Consider the following 18,496-nt stretch of genomic DNA (forward strand, 5'->3'; position numbering starts at 1 on the left):
TGGCAAAGCCGCGCCCCGCATGCGGTGGATGAGGATGGCAGCCGGCCGTGTGCGGTGGCTGCTCGCGCTGAGTGTCGTCGTGCTCGCGGGGTGCGTTCACGCCGTGACACCGCCCAGAACGGAACGGCTGGGTTGGGTCAAAGCGGTCATCGACGGCACGGCCATCGGCGACCCGTCCGAGCATCGCTGTGCCGCCTTGCTGTCGCCGCAGGAGCGCGCCACCCGGCGCTGGGTCGTCGTGGGCGTTCCGCACGGGCGCTACCGGCGATTGCATACCATCGTGCTGCCGGATGGCCTGACCGTGCAGCGCGGTGACCGCGTGTAGATCGATCCGGCCGACTGCCAGGTGGCGCTCCGGCGAGACGAGTAAGAAGGCGCCTCGTCGCGCCCGAGCAATCCACGGTCGCCTAGCGGCGATCCGCGGTCGCCGGTTTGCCACTGCGCCGGTTCACCACGAATCCAAGGACCGCAACGATCAGGACTGCCAATTGCGCGAGCACCGGCTGGAGCGAGGGGTAGATGCCCAATAGCGCGAAACGGGGACCATCGATCGGCTGCACCGCGACCCATCCGGCCTCCTGCAACGCGGCGACTCCCTTGCCGGCGAGCACCACGGCGAGGACGGCGATCAACAACGAACTCCAGCTAAAGAACTGCGCGATGGGCAGGCGCTTGCTGTAGCGAAGCAGAACGACGGCAATGACGCCCAGCAGAACGATACCGGTCACGAGACCGGCCAGCAGCGCGAGGCCGTTGTTCTCGTTCCACAACGCGATGTAGAACAGGATCGTCTCGAACACCTCGCGATACACCGAAATGAACGCGAGGGCGAACAGGAACCAGGCGGAGCGCCGTGTCAGGGCGGCCGACAGTTTCTCGCGCACGTACTGCTGCCAGCGACCGGCAAGGCTCTTCTGGTGCATCCAGATCCCAACGCCCAACAAGACGGCCGCGGCGAACAACGAGGAAATGCCCTCCGTTACTTCGCGCCCGGCACCGCTGACGCTCACCACATAGGTGGCGATACCCCAGGTGAGCAGACCGGCCAGCAACGCGCCCATCCAACCGGCATGGACATACCGCAGGACGTCGGTCCGTTCGGCTTTGCGCAGGAACGCGATCATCGCAATCACGATCAGCAACGCCTCCAGTCCCTCACGCAGCAGAATGGTCAGGCTGCCGAGAAAGGCGGTGGTAGCATCGGCACTCGAGGTGCTGAGCGCGGTATCCGCACTGTCGATCAGCGTGCGCAGCACGTCGGCTTGCGCCGCAATGTCAGCGACGGGAGCGCCGCGCGCGATGCGGGCACGGTATTCGCCCATGGCGTGTTCGACGCGATCCAACAGCGCGCGATCGTGCAGGGCCAGCGACGGTTCCACCGGCTCGAAACCGTCCAGGTAGGCGGATAAGGCCAGCGCGGTGGCGCGCGCCGGATCGCCGGCGGTGTATGCGGTTTGGCTTTCCTCCAACCGCTGCCGCGCGAGCACGAGGCTTGCAGTCGTACGGCCTGCGGTGACAGCCTCCGGGTGCGCGCGCAGATAGGCTAGCGCCGCACGAGCCGGTTGCTCGCCCAGATTCGCGCTGAGTTCGGCCTCGGTGATGCGCGTGATCGCATCCAGGTTCGGGAAGCGCTCGCGCAGCGCCGGGGTTGCCTGCCACAACTGCTCGCCGTCGCGTTGCAGTATGGGCGGATACGCCAGCGTCCCCACGCGAAATGCCAGCGCCCAGCGATCTTCCTCAGAGAGCGTCGTAAAGGCCGGCATGGCCGTTCCGGCCACGCCCTGGCTGATGACCTGGTACAGGGCGAATGTGCTGCGCTCACGCGCGCGGGCCGCATCGGCAAAGGCCACGGGCGGTGGCGAGAGCACCGCGGCGGCGGGTCCGTCCGCGTGGCCGGTCAGCCCGTGACAACTGCTGCATTGGCTGACGTACAGCGCCTGAGCGCGCGACAGATCCGGCACGGTGCGAGGCGCCACGGCAATGCCGTAGGTGGCCAGCAATGCGTCGGCCAATCCGTGTGCCAGGCGCGCGACCTCGGCGGCATCGACCTTCGCCGCCACCGCACCGACCAGCTGGTCGGCTTGTGCCAGGTGCGTGTCGCGGTCGTTGCTCGCCGGGAGCGACGCCAAGCGCGTTCGGGCCGTCGCCACGAACTCCTGCATCTCCTGGTACTCGGCTGCACTCACGACGGCGTGGTTGGCCACCGCACCACCGTAGTCGACGCCCACATAGTCCAGCAGTTGCCAGACCTGACGCACGTCCGCCTCCACGGCCGGCGTCGTTGCGGCGTGCAAAGGCAGTACGGCTAGCAGCGCGCACAACGCACCCATCATCCCACGCGATAACCAAGACACAGGCAGTTTCCAGTGATAGAGAGAATTCATCGAGCGTGCGCGACGCCGGCTAACTCGGCCCGCCGCAATGTTGCGTGCCTCACGTCGCCATCGCCGCGGCGGTGGTGCGGCGGTTGCGTGTCGCATGGACGAGGCGATACAGCGCGGGTAGCACCAGCAGCGTCAGCAGGGTCGACGACACGATGCCACCGATGACGACCGTGGCCAACGGACGCTGCACCTCGGCGCCGGCGCCGACATTGAACGCCATCGGCACGAAACCTAGGGACGCGACAAGTGCGGTCATCAGGACGGGGCGCAAGCGCCCGAGCGCGCCGTCGAAGATCGCGTCCTCCAGCCGATCCCCTTCATCACGCAGTTTCCGGATGAACGCGATCATGACCAGGCCGTTCAAGACGGCAACGCCCGACAACGCGATGAAGCCAACGCCGGCGGAAATCGAGAACGGGATCCCGCGCAGCAACAGCGCGAACACGCCGCCGGTCAACGCCAGCGGCACGCCGCTGAAGACTACGAATGCATCGCGTGCCGAGCCGAACACCATGAACAGCAAACCGAAGATCACGAGCAACGTGACGGGGACGACGATCGACAAGCGCTGGCTCGCCGACTGCAGTTGCTCGAACGTGCCGCCGTAGCCGATCCAGTATCCCGCCGGCACCTTCACCTCCGCGTCGATGCGCTGCTGCAGGTCGGCGATGAAGCCACCGAGGTCGCGGCCGCGCACGTTGGCGGTGACGACAACGCGGCGCTTGCCGTTCTCACGGTTGATTTGGTTCGGGCCGATCTGGTCCTCGATCCGCGCGACCTCGCGCAGCGGGATGTACGCGGGTGCGCCGGCCTGCCAATCGGCGAGCCGGCTGGATTCATCGGCGTTGCCGTGCACCGGCATGGGCACCGGCAAGTCGCCCAGTGCCGCTGCATCCTGCCGCAAGGCCTCGGGCAGGCGCACGACCAGGTCGAAGCGGCGGTCGCCCTCGAACAGCTGGCCGGCCACGGTGCCGCCGATCGCGGTACCGACCACCGCCTGGACGTCGCTGGCATTGAGACCGAAGCGCGCGAGCGCGCTGCGATCGGGCACGATGGTCAGCATCGGCAAGCCCGTGATCGGCTCGCGCTTCACGTCCGCCGCGCCGGGTATTTTCTTCGCCACCGCCTCGATCTTGCCGGCGACGGCGGCGAGCGTGTCCAGGTCGTCGCCGTACACCTTGATCGCGACGTCCGCGCGCACGCCGGAAATCAGTTCGTTCGTGCGCATCTGGATCGGCTGGGTGAGCTCGTAGTTGCTGCCGGGCAACTCCTGCGCCGCGTGCTCGATCTCCTCGACCAGGTCAGCCTTCGGTTTGCGCGGGTTCGGCCACTGCTCGCGTGGTTTCAGCATGACGTAGGTGTCGGCGATCGACGGTGGCATGGGATCGCTTGCGATTTCGGCCGTGCCGATCTTGCTGAACACGCCGGCGACTTCGGGTACCTGCTGGAGGCGCTTCTCGAGTTGGATCTGCATCGCCAAGGATTGCGTGAGGCTGGTTCCAGGCGTGCGCAGCGGCTGGACCAGCACGTCGCCTTCGTCGAGGCTCGGGATGAACTCTGTCCCCAGGCGTTGCGCAGCAAGTCCAGTGACGACGACGAGGAGCGCGGCCGCGACGACGGTCAGCACCGGTGCGCGCAACACCGTGCGCAGCACCGGTTCGTAGAACCGGCGTGCGCCGCGCAGGATGGCATTCTCGTGGTCGGCCACGCGCCCGCCGAGCAAGAGTGCCACGACCGCTGGAATGAACGTCAGCGACAGCGCCATCGCGCTGCCCAGCGCGAGCACGACGGTGATCGCCATCGGGTGGAACATCTTTCCTTCGACACCCGAGAGCGCAAAGATCGGTACGTACACCGCGGTGATAATGCCGACGCCAAAGAGGCTCGGCCGGATGACTTCGGTCGTCGCCTGTGCGGTGACCTCGAAGCGTTCTTCGCGCGTGAGCACGCGGCCCAGGCGCTGCTGGGCTTCACCAAAGCGGCGCAGGCAGTTCTCGATGATGATGACGGCGCCGTCGACGATGAGGCCGAAGTCGAGCGCGCCCAAACTCATGAGGTTGCCCGACACGCCGCCGCGCACCATGCCGGTCAAAGTCATCAGCATCGCCAGCGGAATGACGGCGGCCGTGATGAGCGCCGCGCGCACGTTGCCGAGCAGCAGGAACAGCACGACGATGACGAGAAGCGCGCCTTCGATCAGATTCTTCGCCACGGTGGCGATCGTGCGATCCACCAGCGCGGTCCGGTCGTAGACGGTCTTGGCGGTGATGCCGTCCGGCAGGCTCTTTTGCACCTGCGCCAAGGCCTGCGCCGTGCGCTGTGACACCGCGCGGCTGTTCTCTCCGATCAGCATGAACGTCGTGCCGAGCACAACCTCACGGCCGTTCTCGGTGGCCGCACCGGTGCGCAGTTCCTGGCCTTCGCCGACGTTGGCCACGTCACGGATGCGGATCGGCACGCCATCGCGCCGGTCCAACACGATGTCGCGCAGCGCGTCGAGATCGGCGATCTGCCCGGGCACGCGCACCAGGTACTGACCGCCGTGGCGTTCGATGTAGCCGGCGCCGAGGTTTTCGTTGTTCTTGGCGATCGCCTCGACGACGTCGCGCAGTGCGATGCCGTAGGTGGTGAGCTTGGTCGGGTCTGGCGTGATGTGGATTTGTCGCTCGTAGCCACCGATCGTGTTCACGTCGGTAACACCGCGCACCGTGCGCAGCTGCGGACGCACGACCCAATCCTGAAGCGTGCGCAGGTCCATCGCGCTCCACGGCGTGCCGTCGGGCTTGCGCGCGTCGGGGGCGGCCTCGACCGAGTACATGAAGATCTCACCCAGGCCCGTCGCGACCGGTCCCAAATCCGGATCCAAACCCGCCGGTAGCCGCGAGCGCACCTGCTGGATCCGCTCACCGACCTGTTGCCGCGCGAAGTAGATGTCGGTGCCGTCCTCGAACACGGCCGTCACCTGCGACAGGCCGTATTTCGACAACGAACGCGTCGTCTCCAGGTGCGCGAGGCCCGCGAGCGCGGTCTCGATGGGAAACGTCACGCGCTGTTCGGCCTCGAGCGCCGAGTAGCCCGGCGCCGGCGTATTGATCTGCACCTGGACGTTGGTGATGTCCGGCGTCGCATCGATCGGCAAACGCGTGAAGCTCCATACCCCGAGCGCGCCAATGCCCAGGGTGAGCAACAGCATCAGCCAGCGATGGGTGATCGCGAACCGGACGATGCGTTCGAGCAACGACGTCGGGCTAGTCGTCATGTTCGACGCTCGACTTTTCGATGTCGGCCTTGATCAGGAAACTCTGCTCGATCACCACGGCGTCACCGGTCTCGATGCCGTCCAGCACTTCGACGTGCTGGGCATCACGCCGGCCGAGCTTGACCGGGCGGGCCTCGTAGTCCTCACCCTCCTGGACGAAGACGACGTCGCGGCCGCCGAGCGGTTGGATCGCACTCAAGGGCACGAGGAGTTCCACCGGCGACTCGCCGACGCTGACGCGGGCACGCACGGCCGCGCCGGGCCGCCAGTCGCCATCGGTGTTGCGCAAGGTGGCACGCGCGATCGTGCTCTGGCTCGCCGTTGCCGTACTGGGAAGAATCCGGTCGAGCGTGGTCGTCACGGTCGCGCCGTCGGCGAGTCGCGCCACGGTCACGGTATGACCCGGGCGGATGTGCTGGGCGTCGGCACCGAAGAGGTGTACGTCGACCCAGAGTGCGGAGAGATCGGCGATCTCGAAGAGCGGCTTGTCGCCGGCGAGATCCCCCACTGTGACGTTGCGCGCCAGCACCGTGCCGGCAATCGGCGCCGTCACGGCATACTCGGAAAGGCTGACGTTGCTCTCGACGACCGCCAGCGTCTGGCCCGCCTTCACCGTTTCGCCGATGCCGGCGCGCACGGCGCGCACTGGCCCCGGAAAGCGGGCCACGACGCGGGCGTAGCGCCCTTCGATCGGCACGAGCAGACCTTGTACGGCATGCTCGTCATGAATCACGCCGGCGCCGGCCGGCGCGGTGCGGATACCGGAGGACTGTGCCATCGCTGCGGCGATGCGCGTGCGTGTGGCTTCCCCGTGTTCTTCGTGCTCCTCGTGCTCGCCGTGAGCCTCGGCGGTTGCGGCCGCCGCCGCCGCGCTAGGCGCCTCGCGCTGACAACCGGCCAAGCCGATGACCAAGGCGGCGGCCGCGAGGCAGAATCGATGACGGACCATCATGGTGTCGCTTCCTTGTCGGGGTCGGCGGTCAGGGGTTCGCCGGTCAGGCGTTGGATTTCGATCAGGGCACGCTGCGCGTCGATCGCGGCGCTGAGCTGCTGCTGGCGGGCCGCGGTGGTCTCGCTTTGCACCTGCGCCCATTCCAGGTAGCTCAAGGCGCCGGCGCGGTAGGCGCGCTCGGCCGCCGCTTCCGCTCGCTGCAGGCGCGGCAGCAGATCGTCGCGGCTGCGCTCGACCTCGGCCTTGCCGGCGGCGAACTGGCCGTAGGCCTGGGCGAGCGTGGCGTACAGCGTCAGCTCGCTCGACTCGCGCTCGAGGGCGAGCGCTTCGCGTTCGGCGGTGGCCGCGCGGATATCCGGTTCGGCGCGCCGTGCGCTACCGAGCGGCATCGACACACTGCCGACCAGCCCCCAGTCAGCGCCGTCCTGCAGGCGCCGGACACCGACCTGCCATTCCAGATCCGGCGTGCGTGCGCTGCGCGCCAATTGCAGGCGCGCCTCGCGAATGCGGGTCTCGTCCGCGAAGCGCTGCAGTTCCGGCGTGCGCTCCAGTTGCGCGGCGATCGTGGCGAACGCGGGCAACGCCGGCAGCGCGCGCGGATCGCCACCGACCTCGATCGGGCTGTCCTCGCGTTCCCCCCAGAGCAGCACCAGGCGCCGGCGCGCCGCGGTGACATTCGCGCGGGCGCGATCGCGTTCCAGCTCGGCGCGCGCCTGCAGAGCCTCAGCGGTGAGTCGCGCCGACTCGGGTGAGGCACCGGCCTTCAGGCGCTGCGCCGCGGCCGTGACGGTGCGCGCACGCTGGGCGACGTCAGCATCGCCGATGGCGACCTGCGCCTGCGCCGCGACCACATCGAGGTAGCGCCGCGCCACCTCGGCCAAGAGGTCCAGGCGCTTGGCTTCCCGCGTCAGCGCCAACGCATCGATGCGGCTGGTGGCCAGCGCCTGGCGTGCCGCACGCTTGCCGCCGCGTTCGAGCACGGACGCGAGCGTCAGCGTGAATTCGGCACCGTGAACGCCCGAGGCGGCGCCGGTTCCAAACGCGTTCTCCAGCGTTGCGCCGACGGTCAACGCGGGGCGCTGCGCCGCGGTGTCGGCCGCCGCACGAAGACCGGTTTCGGTGTAGCGGAAGATCGCGAGATCCGGGTGCACGGCGACGACACGGCCGATCGCCTGATCGAGCGTCAATACCGTCTTTTCGGACACGGCGGAAGCTGGCGCCGAGCCCACGTCGGCCACGGCCGATGCCGTCGCCAGCAGGAGCCAGGCGCCCGCAACAACACGCCGCCAACGCCGGCGGTGGAGCAATGACGCATCCATCAGGAACGCTCCTCGGGCACCGCGTGCGTCCTGCCGGCGTCTCGCGCCTCGGACAAAATTTCCAGCGCTTCCTTGCACACGTACAGGCCGATCAGCGCGCCGACCACGAGGTCCGGGTAACGCCACCCGGTCGCGAGGATCAGCACGCCGGAAACGACTACACCGATATTCGCCACGACGTCGGCGCGGGTAAAAATCCAGGTTGCGCGCAAATGCACTTCGCCGGTGCGGAACGGCCGCAGCAGGCGTAGCACGGTGAGATTGACGGCCAGCGACACGAGCGCCGTGGCGACGATGGGCCAGCCGATCGGCTCGCTGCCGAACCACGCCCGGCGGCCGACCTCGACTAAAACGCCGATACCCAGCAGCAGCAACAGGCTGCCGCTGACACCCGCGGCGCGTTGTTTGAACCGCGCGCTGCGGCCGATCGCGGCGAGACCAATCGCATAGGCCGTGGCGTCCGAGAGCATGTCAAGTGCGTCGGCCAGCAGGCCCGTCGATTGCGCCCACCAACCGGCCAGCGAGCCGATGACGGCCATCGCGGCGTTGAGCGCCAGCGCAATCCATAGCACGCGGCGCTCGGCGGCCGTGTTCGCCTCGGCATGGCAGCCGCAATCACTCATCGGGAATTTCCTTCGGTCAATTTCGTGAGGTCGGTGGGAATCGGCATGCGCCGGAACGCGCTGACGCGAGCGCCGCCGGTATTGCCGCGCGGCATCCATAGCCAGGTAAAGAGTGCGGCCGCCGCGATGCGCAGCAGCTGGCCGACAATTTCCCGCGCATCCCGTTGCCGGATGGCCCACCGCAGGAACGCCACATGGCTGCGGACATGCGTTCGTGTGCGCGGTTGTCCCAGCACGTGAGCGCGCTCGAACGCGGCATAGGCTGTCGCGGCATCGCCGGCGTCGAGCGCCGCGTCGCCCTGCGCCAACGCGGCCTGGAATGCAGCATCCCGCGGAAGGATCGGTGTGGGTGCCGCTCGGAAGGGCCAGCGCAGCTGCGCGCCATAGGCCGCCGGAACGGCGTCCTCACGCAATCCCACGTCGCCGGCACCGACGTGGCCGGGACGATCGAGAAACGTGCCGAAAAGACGGTCCCAGACCAGCCAGAACTCGCCAAAATTGACCTGCGCGTCCTCGTACTCGCGCTTGTGGTGCCAGCGATGCAGTTCGGCCGTTCCGAGCCAGCGCCGCAGCGGCCCGACCGAGTAGTCGACGTTGGCGTGCTGGAACGCCAGGTGCACGCTCAACAGCGCTAGCCACGCGCTCACGACCAGCGCCGGTGCGCCCAGCGTTACGACTACGAGCAGGCCGGGGCCGGCCATCAGCAGCGCGCTCAGCGGATGCCGGCGTTCGCCGTTGAGCCAGTACAAGCGCTCGGCGCTGTGATGGATCGCGTGTAGGCGCCAGGCCCACGCGAAGCGGTGGCTCACGCGGTGCATCGCGTACAGGCCCAGATCGACGATCGCGCCGGCCAGAAGGCACTGTATCCACGCCGGCCAAGTGGTAGGCCATGCCACGCCTGCCGGGATGACCGTACGCAACGCGTGCAGCGCGTAGGCGGCGCCGGCCAGGAGTGCGAAGTTGACCAGGCCATGCAGCCGATCCGCGCGCGTGTCGCCGTGGTCGCGCTGCCAGGCGCGCTCGAACGGCTGCAGGCGCTCCAGCAGCGCCACCGCGCCAATGCCCGCGGCCGCGGCGACGAGCAGCGTCGGCCACGCCGGCACGACGCCGAGGAACACGAGCGTGGCGGCCATCGCCATCGCGCCTATGACGAGGGGATAGGCGCCGTAGCGCATGGCAATGACGAGCATGGATCGACCCCCGGACACCCCTGGTCAGGGGCTTCGAAGGGCGCTAGCCTAAAGTCCGTAGTCGCTCCGGAGTCAAGTCGATGAAGATCAGCGAAGCGGCCGCCGCCAGCGGCTGCCACCTCGAAACGATCCGCTACTACGAGCGCATCGGCCTCTTGTCCAAGGCCGCCCGCCGTGACAATGGCTACCGCGACTACACCCACGCCGAGGTCGAGCGGCTGCGTTTCATCACGCGCGGTCGCGAACTCGGTTTCAGTCTCGAGGAAATCCAGAGCCTGCTGGCCCTGGCCGAGCAGACCGATATGTCGTGCGCCGATGTCGACCGGCTGGCACGCGAGCACCTGGCCGACATCCAGGGACGCATCCAGGCCCTGCAACGCATGGCCCAGGAACTCGCGCGCACCATCGAAGGCTGCGCCGGCGGCGCCCGGGCGCGCTGCGCGATCCTGAGCGACCTGCAGGCGCCGGCGGACCGCACCGTGCCGAACGCCACGCCGGCATCGAAAGGGAGCCGCCGCCCCGCGGTGCACCGACCGGGTATCGATGCATGAATCGCGTCGAGCAGTACCTGGAAGCCGCCACGCGCGCGAATACGCGCCGCAGCTACGAGGCCGCGACACGCCATTTTGAAGTCGACTGGGGTGGCCATCTGCCGGCCACCGCCGATAGCGTCGCACGCTATCTCGCCGACTACGCCGGGACGCTCGCCATCAACACGCTCAAGCACCGTCTCGCGGCGCTTGCGCAATGGCACACCACGCACGGCTTCGCCGACCCCACGCGCACGCCGCACGTGCGCCAGGTCATGAAGGGCATCCAGGCGCTGCACCCAGCCCTGGAGAAGCGCGCCACGCCGCTACAGCTCGAGCAGCTCGCCGGCATCACCGATGGGCTCGACCACGCGGCTGCGCTGGCCGATCGGACCGCACGGCCGGCCGACGCGCTGCGCCATCGGCGCGACCGCGCCCTGATCCTGCTCGGGTTCTGGCGCGGCTTCCGGGGCGACGAACTGCTGCGTCTTCGCGTGGAGCATCTGCAGGTCGTTCCCGGCCAGGGCATGACGTGCTTTTTGGCACGCACCAAGGGCGATCGCCAGAACGCCGGCACGACCTACAAAGTGCCGGCGCTCACGCGTTGGTGTCCTGTCGCGGCCGTTACAACGTGGCTCGAGGTGTCCTCGCTCACGGCGGGGCCGGTGTTCCGGCGCATCGACCGCTGGGGACACCTGGCCGACGACGCGCTGCACCCCAACAGCCTGATTCGTGTGTTGCGCAGCGTGTTCGCGGCCGCCGGTGTCGCCGACACCGCGACCTACAGCAGCCATTCGCTGCGCCGCGGCTTCGCCGGCTGGGCCAACGACAACGGCTGGGACGTCAAGACGCTGATGGAATACGTCGGCTGGCGCGACATCCACTCGGCCATGCGCTACATCGACGGCGGTGCTGGCTTCGCGCAGCGGCGCATCGAAACCGCTTTGCCGGCCATCGGACAGGACCGGTAGGCCACGAAAACGGCGCGAGCCGTGCCTATGATCGAATTTTGCCCGGATGTTGGCTCGCCGCAATGGCGACCCGCCGCATTGACTACGCCGAGCGGCGCGATGTTGAGCGCGCTTGGATCAGCATCTCGCGATACCGGTCGATGCCGAAGCGAAACAGCCCGCGAAAGTTGATGTGGCTCGAGTGGGCCGGCCCCATCCGCGCAAGCCAGGTGTCCTCGACCGTCTGTCCGGCTTTGCGCCACCGATCGACGACGGCTTGCATGCGATGGGTGTTCCACGCCACGACCACATTCGTCAACAGCGTATGCGCGCCGGAGATCGCCACCAGCTCGTCGCGCCGCCGTCCGCGTTCGGGCGCGATCTTGCCGGTGTAAACCGTCCGCTGCAGCTGGTGGACCGACTCGCCGCGGTTAAGAACCGTGTGGATTTCGCGGCGAAAGGCAGGATTGGAAAAGTAGTCGCACAAATAGGCCGTGCGTAGCAAGCGACCCAACTGCTCGGCCGCACGGCGCACCGGATCGTCGTCGGCCGCGCTGCCCAGACGTTGCAGCATCACCGTGGCACTCACTCGGCCACTCAGGATGGACGCGGCTACACGCATCATCTCGTCCCAGCCCGTCCGAATCGCTTTGAGCGACACGTCGCGGATCACCACGCGCTCCAACCCTTCCGGCGTATCCATCCGACGCGGCAGGAACAGCTTGCGCTCGGCGAGGTTCTTCAGGCGCGGACACAGGTCAAAGCCGAGCAGCTTCGCGAAGGTCATGCCCGGGTACGTATAGCCGTGCGTATCGACCGCGAGTCGCTGCAACCGAGTTCCTTCGTTCGTCGCGTTGTGCTGCACCACGCCTTCGATTGCGGGCCCCGCCTGGCGTTCGTTCAACACCACGGGCTGGTTGTACACAATGCCGTGGTGGTCGAGCAGGTGTGTGTAGACACCAACCGCGTACGTGCGCCGGCGCGGATCCACGCGCGCGTTCCACAGGTTGCGCGACGCATCGATGCTCATCATGTCGCTTGAGCCCAGGCTCCCGGTGCCCCACAGCGCCGCGATCGCGTGCTGGCGCTGGAACTCCACCACCTGTCGGTTCGCCCGCTGCAGGCGGCCCGGCGACTCCAGGGCCCGCATCGCCCCGGCGACATGGCCCGGGTTCAGTTGCGGAATCATCGCGGCCACGCTCTTGGCATCGATTTCGGTGCCGTGCGCGAAGAGCGCCGCATAGACCGCCACAAGCTCGTGTTCGTCGACGGCGCGCCGGCCGAGCAGCACCTCGCTGAAATTCACCAACGCGTCGATGTCCAGGATCAGGTCCGGAAACTGGACGCTGCCGATCTGCCGGTACATCAGGTCGCGCAGTCGTTGCGGTTCGACTTCATCCGGCAGCGGATCCATCGCCGGTAGCCGGAGCATGCCCTGCGCATCGATCGATACGGCGCCATCGTTCTTGGCCTCGACGACCGCTGCCAGTCCCGCTTCGACCAGCTTCAAAATCGGGTTGACATAGGCGTCGGGATCGGCCGGCAGTGACAGCGCGCTCAGATACTGCGACTTCTCGCGTTCCCATTGGTCGCGAGGAATCAGCATCTGCTCGCGCTCGCGGAAGGTAAGGCTGTGGTCGATCCAGATCGAGCCGCGGCGCAGACCCTTGCGCAGCTCCAACGCGGTGCAGGCTTCCAGCGCCCGAAACGCGCGGCGGCGATCGCTAGCATTGACGAGCGGATCCCAAACCTTGGAGACGGCCATCTTCTGGTCCGCCGGTATCGCGTTCACACCGGCCGCGCCCCATTGCCGAAGTTGCTGCAAATGGTTCAACGACCGGTCGTTGGGTCGTCCTCGAAATTCCAGGTTCGAGACCGCCGACAGCAAGGAGTGCACGCGCACCGGATCATCCGACAGCGCCTCGCGGACGACTGCCGCATGGCTGTTGGGGGACAGATCGCCGAGTGCGTCCAGCACCTCGGTGATCGCGGCCAGTCGCTGCTCCGGGGTCCGGGTCGCATCACTCACCAGGTCTTTGATGCTGGCCAAGCCGGCGCGGTAGTCCCCGGAGCGCTGGGCTTGCCGCGACTGCGTCTTTCCGGAGGCCTGGCGCGAGAAATCGCCAATCCGCCGGCCGGTTTGGAACAATGCGCTGTCGGTGAGATCCAGCAGGGTCATTCGCAGGAAGCAGATCACTTCCAGCAACTGGGTATTGTCCTTGCGACGACGGGACTCGGACGGTGGCCGGCCGGCAATCGCTTGCGCGTAGGCGCGCTGCCGCGCGAGGGGGATAGCCAGCAAGTCCCACTCGTGGACGTGCAACGTCTTCAGAAAGTCGATCTTGGCCAACGTCTCGTTGAGCGTCGAAGGACTATGCCGGCGCGGCGGCGTCTTCAACCACTCGAGTACCGTCATGCCCGCATCGCCGCGGGTGGCGAAGAGGGCTTTTCGACAGGCTTGACGCTGATCGGCCGGGATGACCGTCGTGATGGTGCGGACCGCAGCACGTTCGATCCCTGCGAACGCGTCGCGCGCCAGATCCCGCAGCGCACGGTCGGCAGGGATGAGCACCTTCTGGTCATACAGCCAGTGCGCGCCCGCCGTCACCAATTCATCGATCGACGCGACATCGCCGGCATGCGTCGACAGGACGCTCGACAACTGCGCGAGCATGTCCTTGGAGACGTCAGCGATACCCAGGTGCCGACGTGCCCAACGTTGATGCTCGGAGGCGGTCTCGCGGCGCTTGTAGATCGAGCGCAGGGAGGCGATCGATGGCGGCTGCACCTGCAACGCGGCACCGAGTGCTCGAAGCAATGCGGGTGGGAGTAGCGGGGCGTTGTCGAGCGCACGCCCGGTGGTGCGCAGGAAGACAATCTGCGCCGCCATCGCCACCATTCGATTCTCGACGCCGGGCAAGCGGTCGGCGTGAAATCGGTCCCGAATAGCCTGGATGGTGTCTGCCGGCAGGCGGAAGTACACATCGATGTCAAACGCCGGCAGGTTGCGCGGCAAGCGATCCGCGCCGATGAATCGACTCAGGTAGCTCGACATCTGTGTCTCCGACCAGATCCGAGCAGCCAGAATACGAGCGCAGCGGGTTGGCAGGCAACGCGGGGGCTGGTGATAGCGACCGCTCCCAGGTCGCCACAAACTGCACGAAAAACAACGGGCCTCGGATCGCGCTCAAATCTAGTGAGCTGATTCGGCTAGCTTTTTTGGCTAGGTCGCCACAAATTGCACGGAAAACAAGATCACCCCTGATTCAGCACTTGGTTCGGCTATTCCGCACCGCGATTCGCCGGATCGGAGTGGATTCCCACACTATTTGCCACCGCCGTCGACATCTGTGGCGGTGGCCCCTTAGGGAAAGTCTGAACAAGCCTCGAAAACTGCTTGTCTGAAGACTCGGTCGCATGCCGGTGGTGATGAAAATCGGTTCAGAGCGAACGAGATTGCTTTGCAAAGGCTGCAAATAGCAGCCTTTTTAACGCGCTATGCCACCTTCGGACGCAACTCGCCCGTCATCGCCAGCAATCGCTTTCGCGCCATCCACAGATTCGATAGCGCGAACAGCGTCAGGATCTGCGCCGTGTTCTTCGCCAGTCCCTTGAAGCGCACCTTCACGTAGCCGAACTGACGCTTCACGACACGGAACGGGTGCTCCACGCGCGCGCGAATACTCGCCTTGCGCTTCTCCGCTTTCTCGATCGCACGCTTCTGGCGTCCTTCCGGCATTGCCTTCACGCTGCTGCGTCGACGAGCAATCTGCCAGTCCAATCCTCGGCGCGACGAATGCTTGTCCGCGCCCGTGTAACCGGCATCGGCATAGACCACGCTTTCCTTGCCGTGCAGCAGATACTCCGCTTCATTCACATCCGCTTCGTTCGCTGCGGTTGTCGTCACCGTGTGCACCAGTCCGGAGTCGACATCCACGCCAATGTGCGCCTTCATGCCGAAGAACCACTCATTCCCCTTCTTCGTCTGATGCATCTCCGGATCTCGTTCACCTCCGGCGTTCTTCGTCGAGCTCGGTGCTGCGATGATCGTGGCGTCCACCATCGTTCCGCGCTTGAGCATCAGCCCTTTGCGCGACAGATAGCCGTTCACTCGAGCCAGAATCTCGGCACCCAGCTCGTAGGTTTCCAGCAACCTCCGGAAATTGAGAATCGTCGTCTCGTCCGGGATCGGCTTCGTCAACGATAGGCTCGCGAACTGGCGCATCGACGCGATCTCGTACAGCGCTTCTTCCATCGCCGGGTCGCTCAGCCCGAACCAGTTCTGCATCAGATGAATCTTCAGCATCACCTTCAGCGGATACGGTCGCCGCCCATTGCCAGCCTTCGGATACACCGGCTCGATCAAGTTCAGCAGGATCGTCCAGGGAATAACCTGCTCCATCTCTGCCAGAAACACCTCGCGGCGGGTCCGTTTGCGCTTGCTCGCATACTCGGAGTCGCCGAAGCTCATCTGGTCCATGCGCGTGCCTTTGTGTGGGAGGGTACTATCTCAACACAATCGGGTCGGACTTGTTCAGACCTTCCTTAGTGCGCGGTGCCGTATAAGGAGCGGCGTCCACTGTCTTCCCGGCACGATGACGCTGATCTCGCTGGCCAGGCACATTCATCGCCCTGGCGGCGGAGGGGTTGCCCCGACACGCTCCCGACCTCCAGGTAACCGGCAGCAGCGCTGGCGACGGCTAGAGGCGTCCAGGCTGCCTTTCCAGGGCGGCGGCTCACGGCATGTGGTTGGCACCCTCGACGGTTCAGCAGGCCTACTGGGTCGTCGCGTGCCGTCGCCGCGTGGAATACACAGTCGCCTGCCAACGGGCGACATCGCGAGCACGCGCAAACGACCCGCGGCGCCCCGAAATATCGAACACTTCCACCTCGACGCGATTCTGCGACAGGGCTTTTCGGAACGACGCCGGAGTCGCGAAACCGAGCTCCTTCCAGAGCGAGGACGGCGGAACAAACTCCCCATAGCGGTCCGTCAAGCGCGACTCGAATTCGATTACAAGGTCACTCATCGCGAAATGCTCGGCTCTTCACAGATCGTGTCTACGTCGTCGCATCAACGGTAGACGCAATCGGCTCAGCCAGACAAGGCAATGCGCGGAAACTGCCGCTCACACGCCGGAATCACAAGCGTGAACTGACTTTCAGGATTTCCCGGTGATGGCCGTGAATTCGCGGCGGATCTTGGCGAGAAGATTGTCGAGTTCGCTAGCACTTTCGCCAGCATACGAAAGGGCCAGAAGCGTCATCGGATGAATCGACAGAACCTGGCTTATGGCCGTGAGTTTGCTGAGCGTCGGGCTCTTCATGCCGCGCTCCAACGTGCTCATGTACGTGCGGCTGGACACGTCCGCAAACGCCTCCTGGCTCAAGCCCCGTGCTTTGCGGGCAAGTTTGAGCGCAGCAGGAAGGGAGCGTTTGGTCGGCATCCGTGAACTCTCGGGAATTCGCGGATGACAACCGATTGAACCCTATAGGACTACAATCTATAGTGTTCATTTGAAAGGGATTTCCAATCTACAGAGGCTGTTGGGGGCCTAAGCCATGCCATTCCACCGAGCTGTGAAGTAACGCTGTGGGAGCGACGAATCTCACTGCCGATTTGTATTTCGCCTCTGCCATGCGGGCAGGTGCAGACCGGTCACGCACACGGCTATTGCCGCTGGCTGATTTGAAGGAGCCACTGGCGCCGCATGACCGTTTCGCACAACGGATGCTTCTGGCGTTGCAGAGCTTGGGTTACATCGAACCGGAGCTGTCCCTGTCCTGGGCGGAGGATTGGTTGTACTCCCGGGACTGGCTCTCGCAGGGGTTCGAAAATGTCAGCTGGCGGATTCTCCGATCGCCAGCCTCGACCGTCGCAGCTCTTCAGATTGGGGACGACGAAGTCGACGCGTGCTCTGGCACGTTAGAAACGTGGACTGCCGTTTGGGAAGGCTTGGCGCTAGCGGAAGTCGCCGAATATGCCCGCTGCGCGCTGGCGGACACGGGGTTCAATCCGAATTGGGCGAACGATGCGACGGACGCGCTGCAGGCCGGACTGGCAAAGTTCAGCGTCCAACAGATTATGTATCTTGTGCACATTGCGCTTCGATCGCTCGCCTTTGAACAACGGCGAGCGCTCCCAAGAGTCTGCAAGCCTGGGCACGCTTTCTCGGCCGCGATCCACAACTACGTACGACGCGCATCGACTGAAGGTTGGATGATCCGCGGGATGCCACGGCCTTGGGAATTGCCGCGAAGTGCGATTGCCGTGATCTTTTCCGAGACGGTAACGGGCCTCGGGGAGCAGTACTACACCGAACGCCCATCGCTTGAAGCGTTGACGCGCTCCGTCGCGGCGCGCTAGAGCAACACTGGCTTCATGCGCGCCCGTTGACAGGTGGAATTTCTGCCCAATGAAGATTGAGATGACGCAAGACTGCCCTGACAACTCGGCATTGGAAGCCTTGATGATGAAGGCTTGCGCGGAACCGGCCTGGCGGCCGGCATTTTATCGGCAGCTGTTGGAGAGCCGTGTGTTGGTCTTGGTGCCGGACAAACCGATCGTTCCCAACGCTCAGGGTAATGACGTTATTCGGTTCGTTCAGTGGCGGCGTGTCGACGGACAATCTGCGATCCCTTTCTTCACGTCTGCCAAGACACTATTCGATGCCATCCCGCAGGGTGCCAAGTGCCTAGTACTCGAAGTTCCGACCTTTCTCGCCCTCACACGGGGTGCGCTGCTACACCTGAATCCCCACAGTGAGTTCAACCTTGAACTGACGCCGGATGACGTGGGTGGCCTACTTACTACCGGAACGATCGGGAAGACAGAAGCGTTTCGGTTGGAAACCAAACGAGAAGTGGTGGTGAGCGCCGTCACCGAAACGCCGACCGCGATGCTGGAAGCATTGGGAAAGCTCTTCAGTCAGTTTCCCACTGTGGAGAAAGCGTACCTTACTCAGCTTAAAGGACTATACGAAGGCGGAGAGCCCTCGCTGCTTCTGGGGATTGAAATGGCGGGTGACGCTGAGCCGGTGGCTCAGGCAACTGGCATGGTCGTACGCGACACCTACTGTGGATCGCTGAAAATCGATGTCACCGTAATCCGAGAGGATCCGACAGCCATGCCCGCATCGACATTCAACGGTATAGCGCCGTTTTACGATTGCTGTACGGCCCCTCTGTGGGTGGTGTCGCCGCCAACACGAACGCCGCAATAACGTCACGTCTCTGGACCGCCTTGGATTTGCGGCGCGCAGTGCCACTACCGCGATAGGGAACTCGCC

14 protein-coding genes and 1 pseudogene are annotated in these 18,496 nt (G+C 65.6%); 5 read left to right on the plus strand and 10 right to left on the minus strand.

Annotated elements, in window-relative coordinates; genetic code table 11:
- Positions 1-34 precede the first annotated feature (34 nt).
- Positions 35-325, plus strand: a complete 291-nt coding sequence (locus N4264_RS15260; protein ID WP_261693096.1) for a hypothetical protein — start codon at positions 35-37, stop codon at positions 323-325.
- Positions 326-407: 82 nt separating this feature from the next.
- Here the strand turns inward: N4264_RS15260 and N4264_RS15265 are convergent, their stop codons facing one another.
- The 6 genes from N4264_RS15265 to N4264_RS15290 form a co-directional block, all read right to left on the minus strand.
- Positions 408-2,258 (minus strand): cytochrome c/FTR1 family iron permease, encoded by a 1,851-nt coding sequence (locus tag N4264_RS15265; RefSeq protein WP_261693097.1) that lies wholly within the window; start codon positions 2,256-2,258, stop codon positions 408-410.
- Between the two features lie 175 nt (positions 2,259-2,433).
- Positions 2,434-5,622: an efflux RND transporter permease subunit gene (locus tag N4264_RS15270; protein WP_261693098.1), complete on the minus strand. Its 3,189-nt coding sequence runs from the start codon at positions 5,620-5,622 to the stop codon at positions 2,434-2,436.
- A 10-nt stretch (positions 5,623-5,632) separates the two neighbouring features.
- Positions 5,633-6,595, minus strand: coding sequence for an efflux RND transporter periplasmic adaptor subunit (locus N4264_RS15275; RefSeq protein WP_261693099.1), 963 nt, complete (start codon positions 6,593-6,595; stop codon positions 5,633-5,635).
- A complete protein-coding gene (locus N4264_RS15280) occupies positions 6,592-7,914 on the minus strand; it encodes a TolC family protein (protein WP_261693100.1) in 1,323 nt (440 codons plus the stop codon). Before N4264_RS15280 ends, N4264_RS15275 begins: the two co-directional genes overlap by 4 nt.
- Positions 7,914-8,537, minus strand: a complete 624-nt coding sequence (locus N4264_RS15285; RefSeq protein ID WP_261693101.1) for a cation diffusion facilitator family transporter — start codon at positions 8,535-8,537, stop codon at positions 7,914-7,916. The genes N4264_RS15280 and N4264_RS15285 overlap by 1 nt, the downstream gene beginning before the upstream one ends.
- Positions 8,534-9,727, minus strand: coding sequence for a DUF3703 domain-containing protein (locus tag N4264_RS15290; RefSeq protein WP_261693102.1), 1,194 nt, complete (start codon positions 9,725-9,727; stop codon positions 8,534-8,536). The genes N4264_RS15285 and N4264_RS15290 overlap by 4 nt, the downstream gene beginning before the upstream one ends.
- Positions 9,728-9,807: 80 nt before the next feature.
- On the opposite strand from N4264_RS15290, the gene N4264_RS15295 reads away from it, so the two are divergent.
- Together N4264_RS15295 and N4264_RS15300 are read left to right on the plus strand one after the other, a co-directional pair.
- A complete protein-coding gene (locus N4264_RS15295; RefSeq protein ID WP_261693103.1) occupies positions 9,808-10,278 on the plus strand; it encodes a MerR family transcriptional regulator in 471 nt (156 codons plus the stop codon).
- A pseudogene (locus tag N4264_RS15300) lies at positions 10,275-11,210 on the plus strand (site-specific integrase); the annotation flags it as partial. The gene N4264_RS15295 and the pseudogene N4264_RS15300, both read left to right, overlap by 4 nt.
- Before the next feature lie 100 nt (positions 11,211-11,310).
- Here N4264_RS15300 and N4264_RS15305 read toward each other — a convergent pair.
- The 4 genes from N4264_RS15305 to N4264_RS15320 all read right to left on the minus strand — a co-directional run bounded on the left by N4264_RS15305 (position 11,311) and on the right by N4264_RS15320 (position 16,654).
- Positions 11,311-14,262, minus strand: coding sequence for a Tn3 family transposase (locus N4264_RS15305; RefSeq protein WP_261693104.1), 2,952 nt, complete (start codon positions 14,260-14,262; stop codon positions 11,311-11,313).
- 441 nt (positions 14,263-14,703) lie between these two features.
- Positions 14,704-15,687 carry an IS5 family transposase gene (locus N4264_RS15310; protein ID WP_261692799.1) on the minus strand — a complete coding sequence of 328 codons (984 nt, stop codon included), beginning with the start codon at positions 15,685-15,687 and terminating at the stop codon, positions 14,704-14,706.
- A 295-nt stretch (positions 15,688-15,982) separates the two neighbouring features.
- Complete coding sequence (locus N4264_RS15315) at positions 15,983-16,237, minus strand: hypothetical protein (protein WP_261693105.1); 255 nt, start codon at positions 16,235-16,237, stop codon at positions 15,983-15,985.
- Positions 16,238-16,369: 132 nt separating this feature from the next.
- Positions 16,370-16,654, minus strand: a complete 285-nt coding sequence (locus N4264_RS15320; RefSeq protein WP_261693106.1) for a helix-turn-helix domain-containing protein — start codon at positions 16,652-16,654, stop codon at positions 16,370-16,372.
- Between the two features lie 146 nt (positions 16,655-16,800).
- Between N4264_RS15320 and N4264_RS15325 the strand changes: the two genes are divergently transcribed.
- Together N4264_RS15325 and N4264_RS15330 are read left to right on the plus strand one after the other, a co-directional pair.
- Positions 16,801-17,574, plus strand: coding sequence for a hypothetical protein (locus tag N4264_RS15325; protein ID WP_261693107.1), 774 nt, complete (start codon positions 16,801-16,803; stop codon positions 17,572-17,574).
- A gap of 49 nt (positions 17,575-17,623) precedes the next feature.
- Entirely contained in the window at positions 17,624-18,430 is an 807-nt protein-coding gene (locus N4264_RS15330) for an enhanced serine sensitivity protein SseB C-terminal domain-containing protein (RefSeq protein ID WP_261693108.1), read from the plus strand.
- Positions 18,431-18,496 lie beyond the last annotated feature (66 nt).

It is taken from the genome of Tahibacter amnicola (genome assembly GCF_025398735.1).
Lineage (GTDB): Bacteria > Pseudomonadota > Gammaproteobacteria > Xanthomonadales > Rhodanobacteraceae > Tahibacter > Tahibacter amnicola.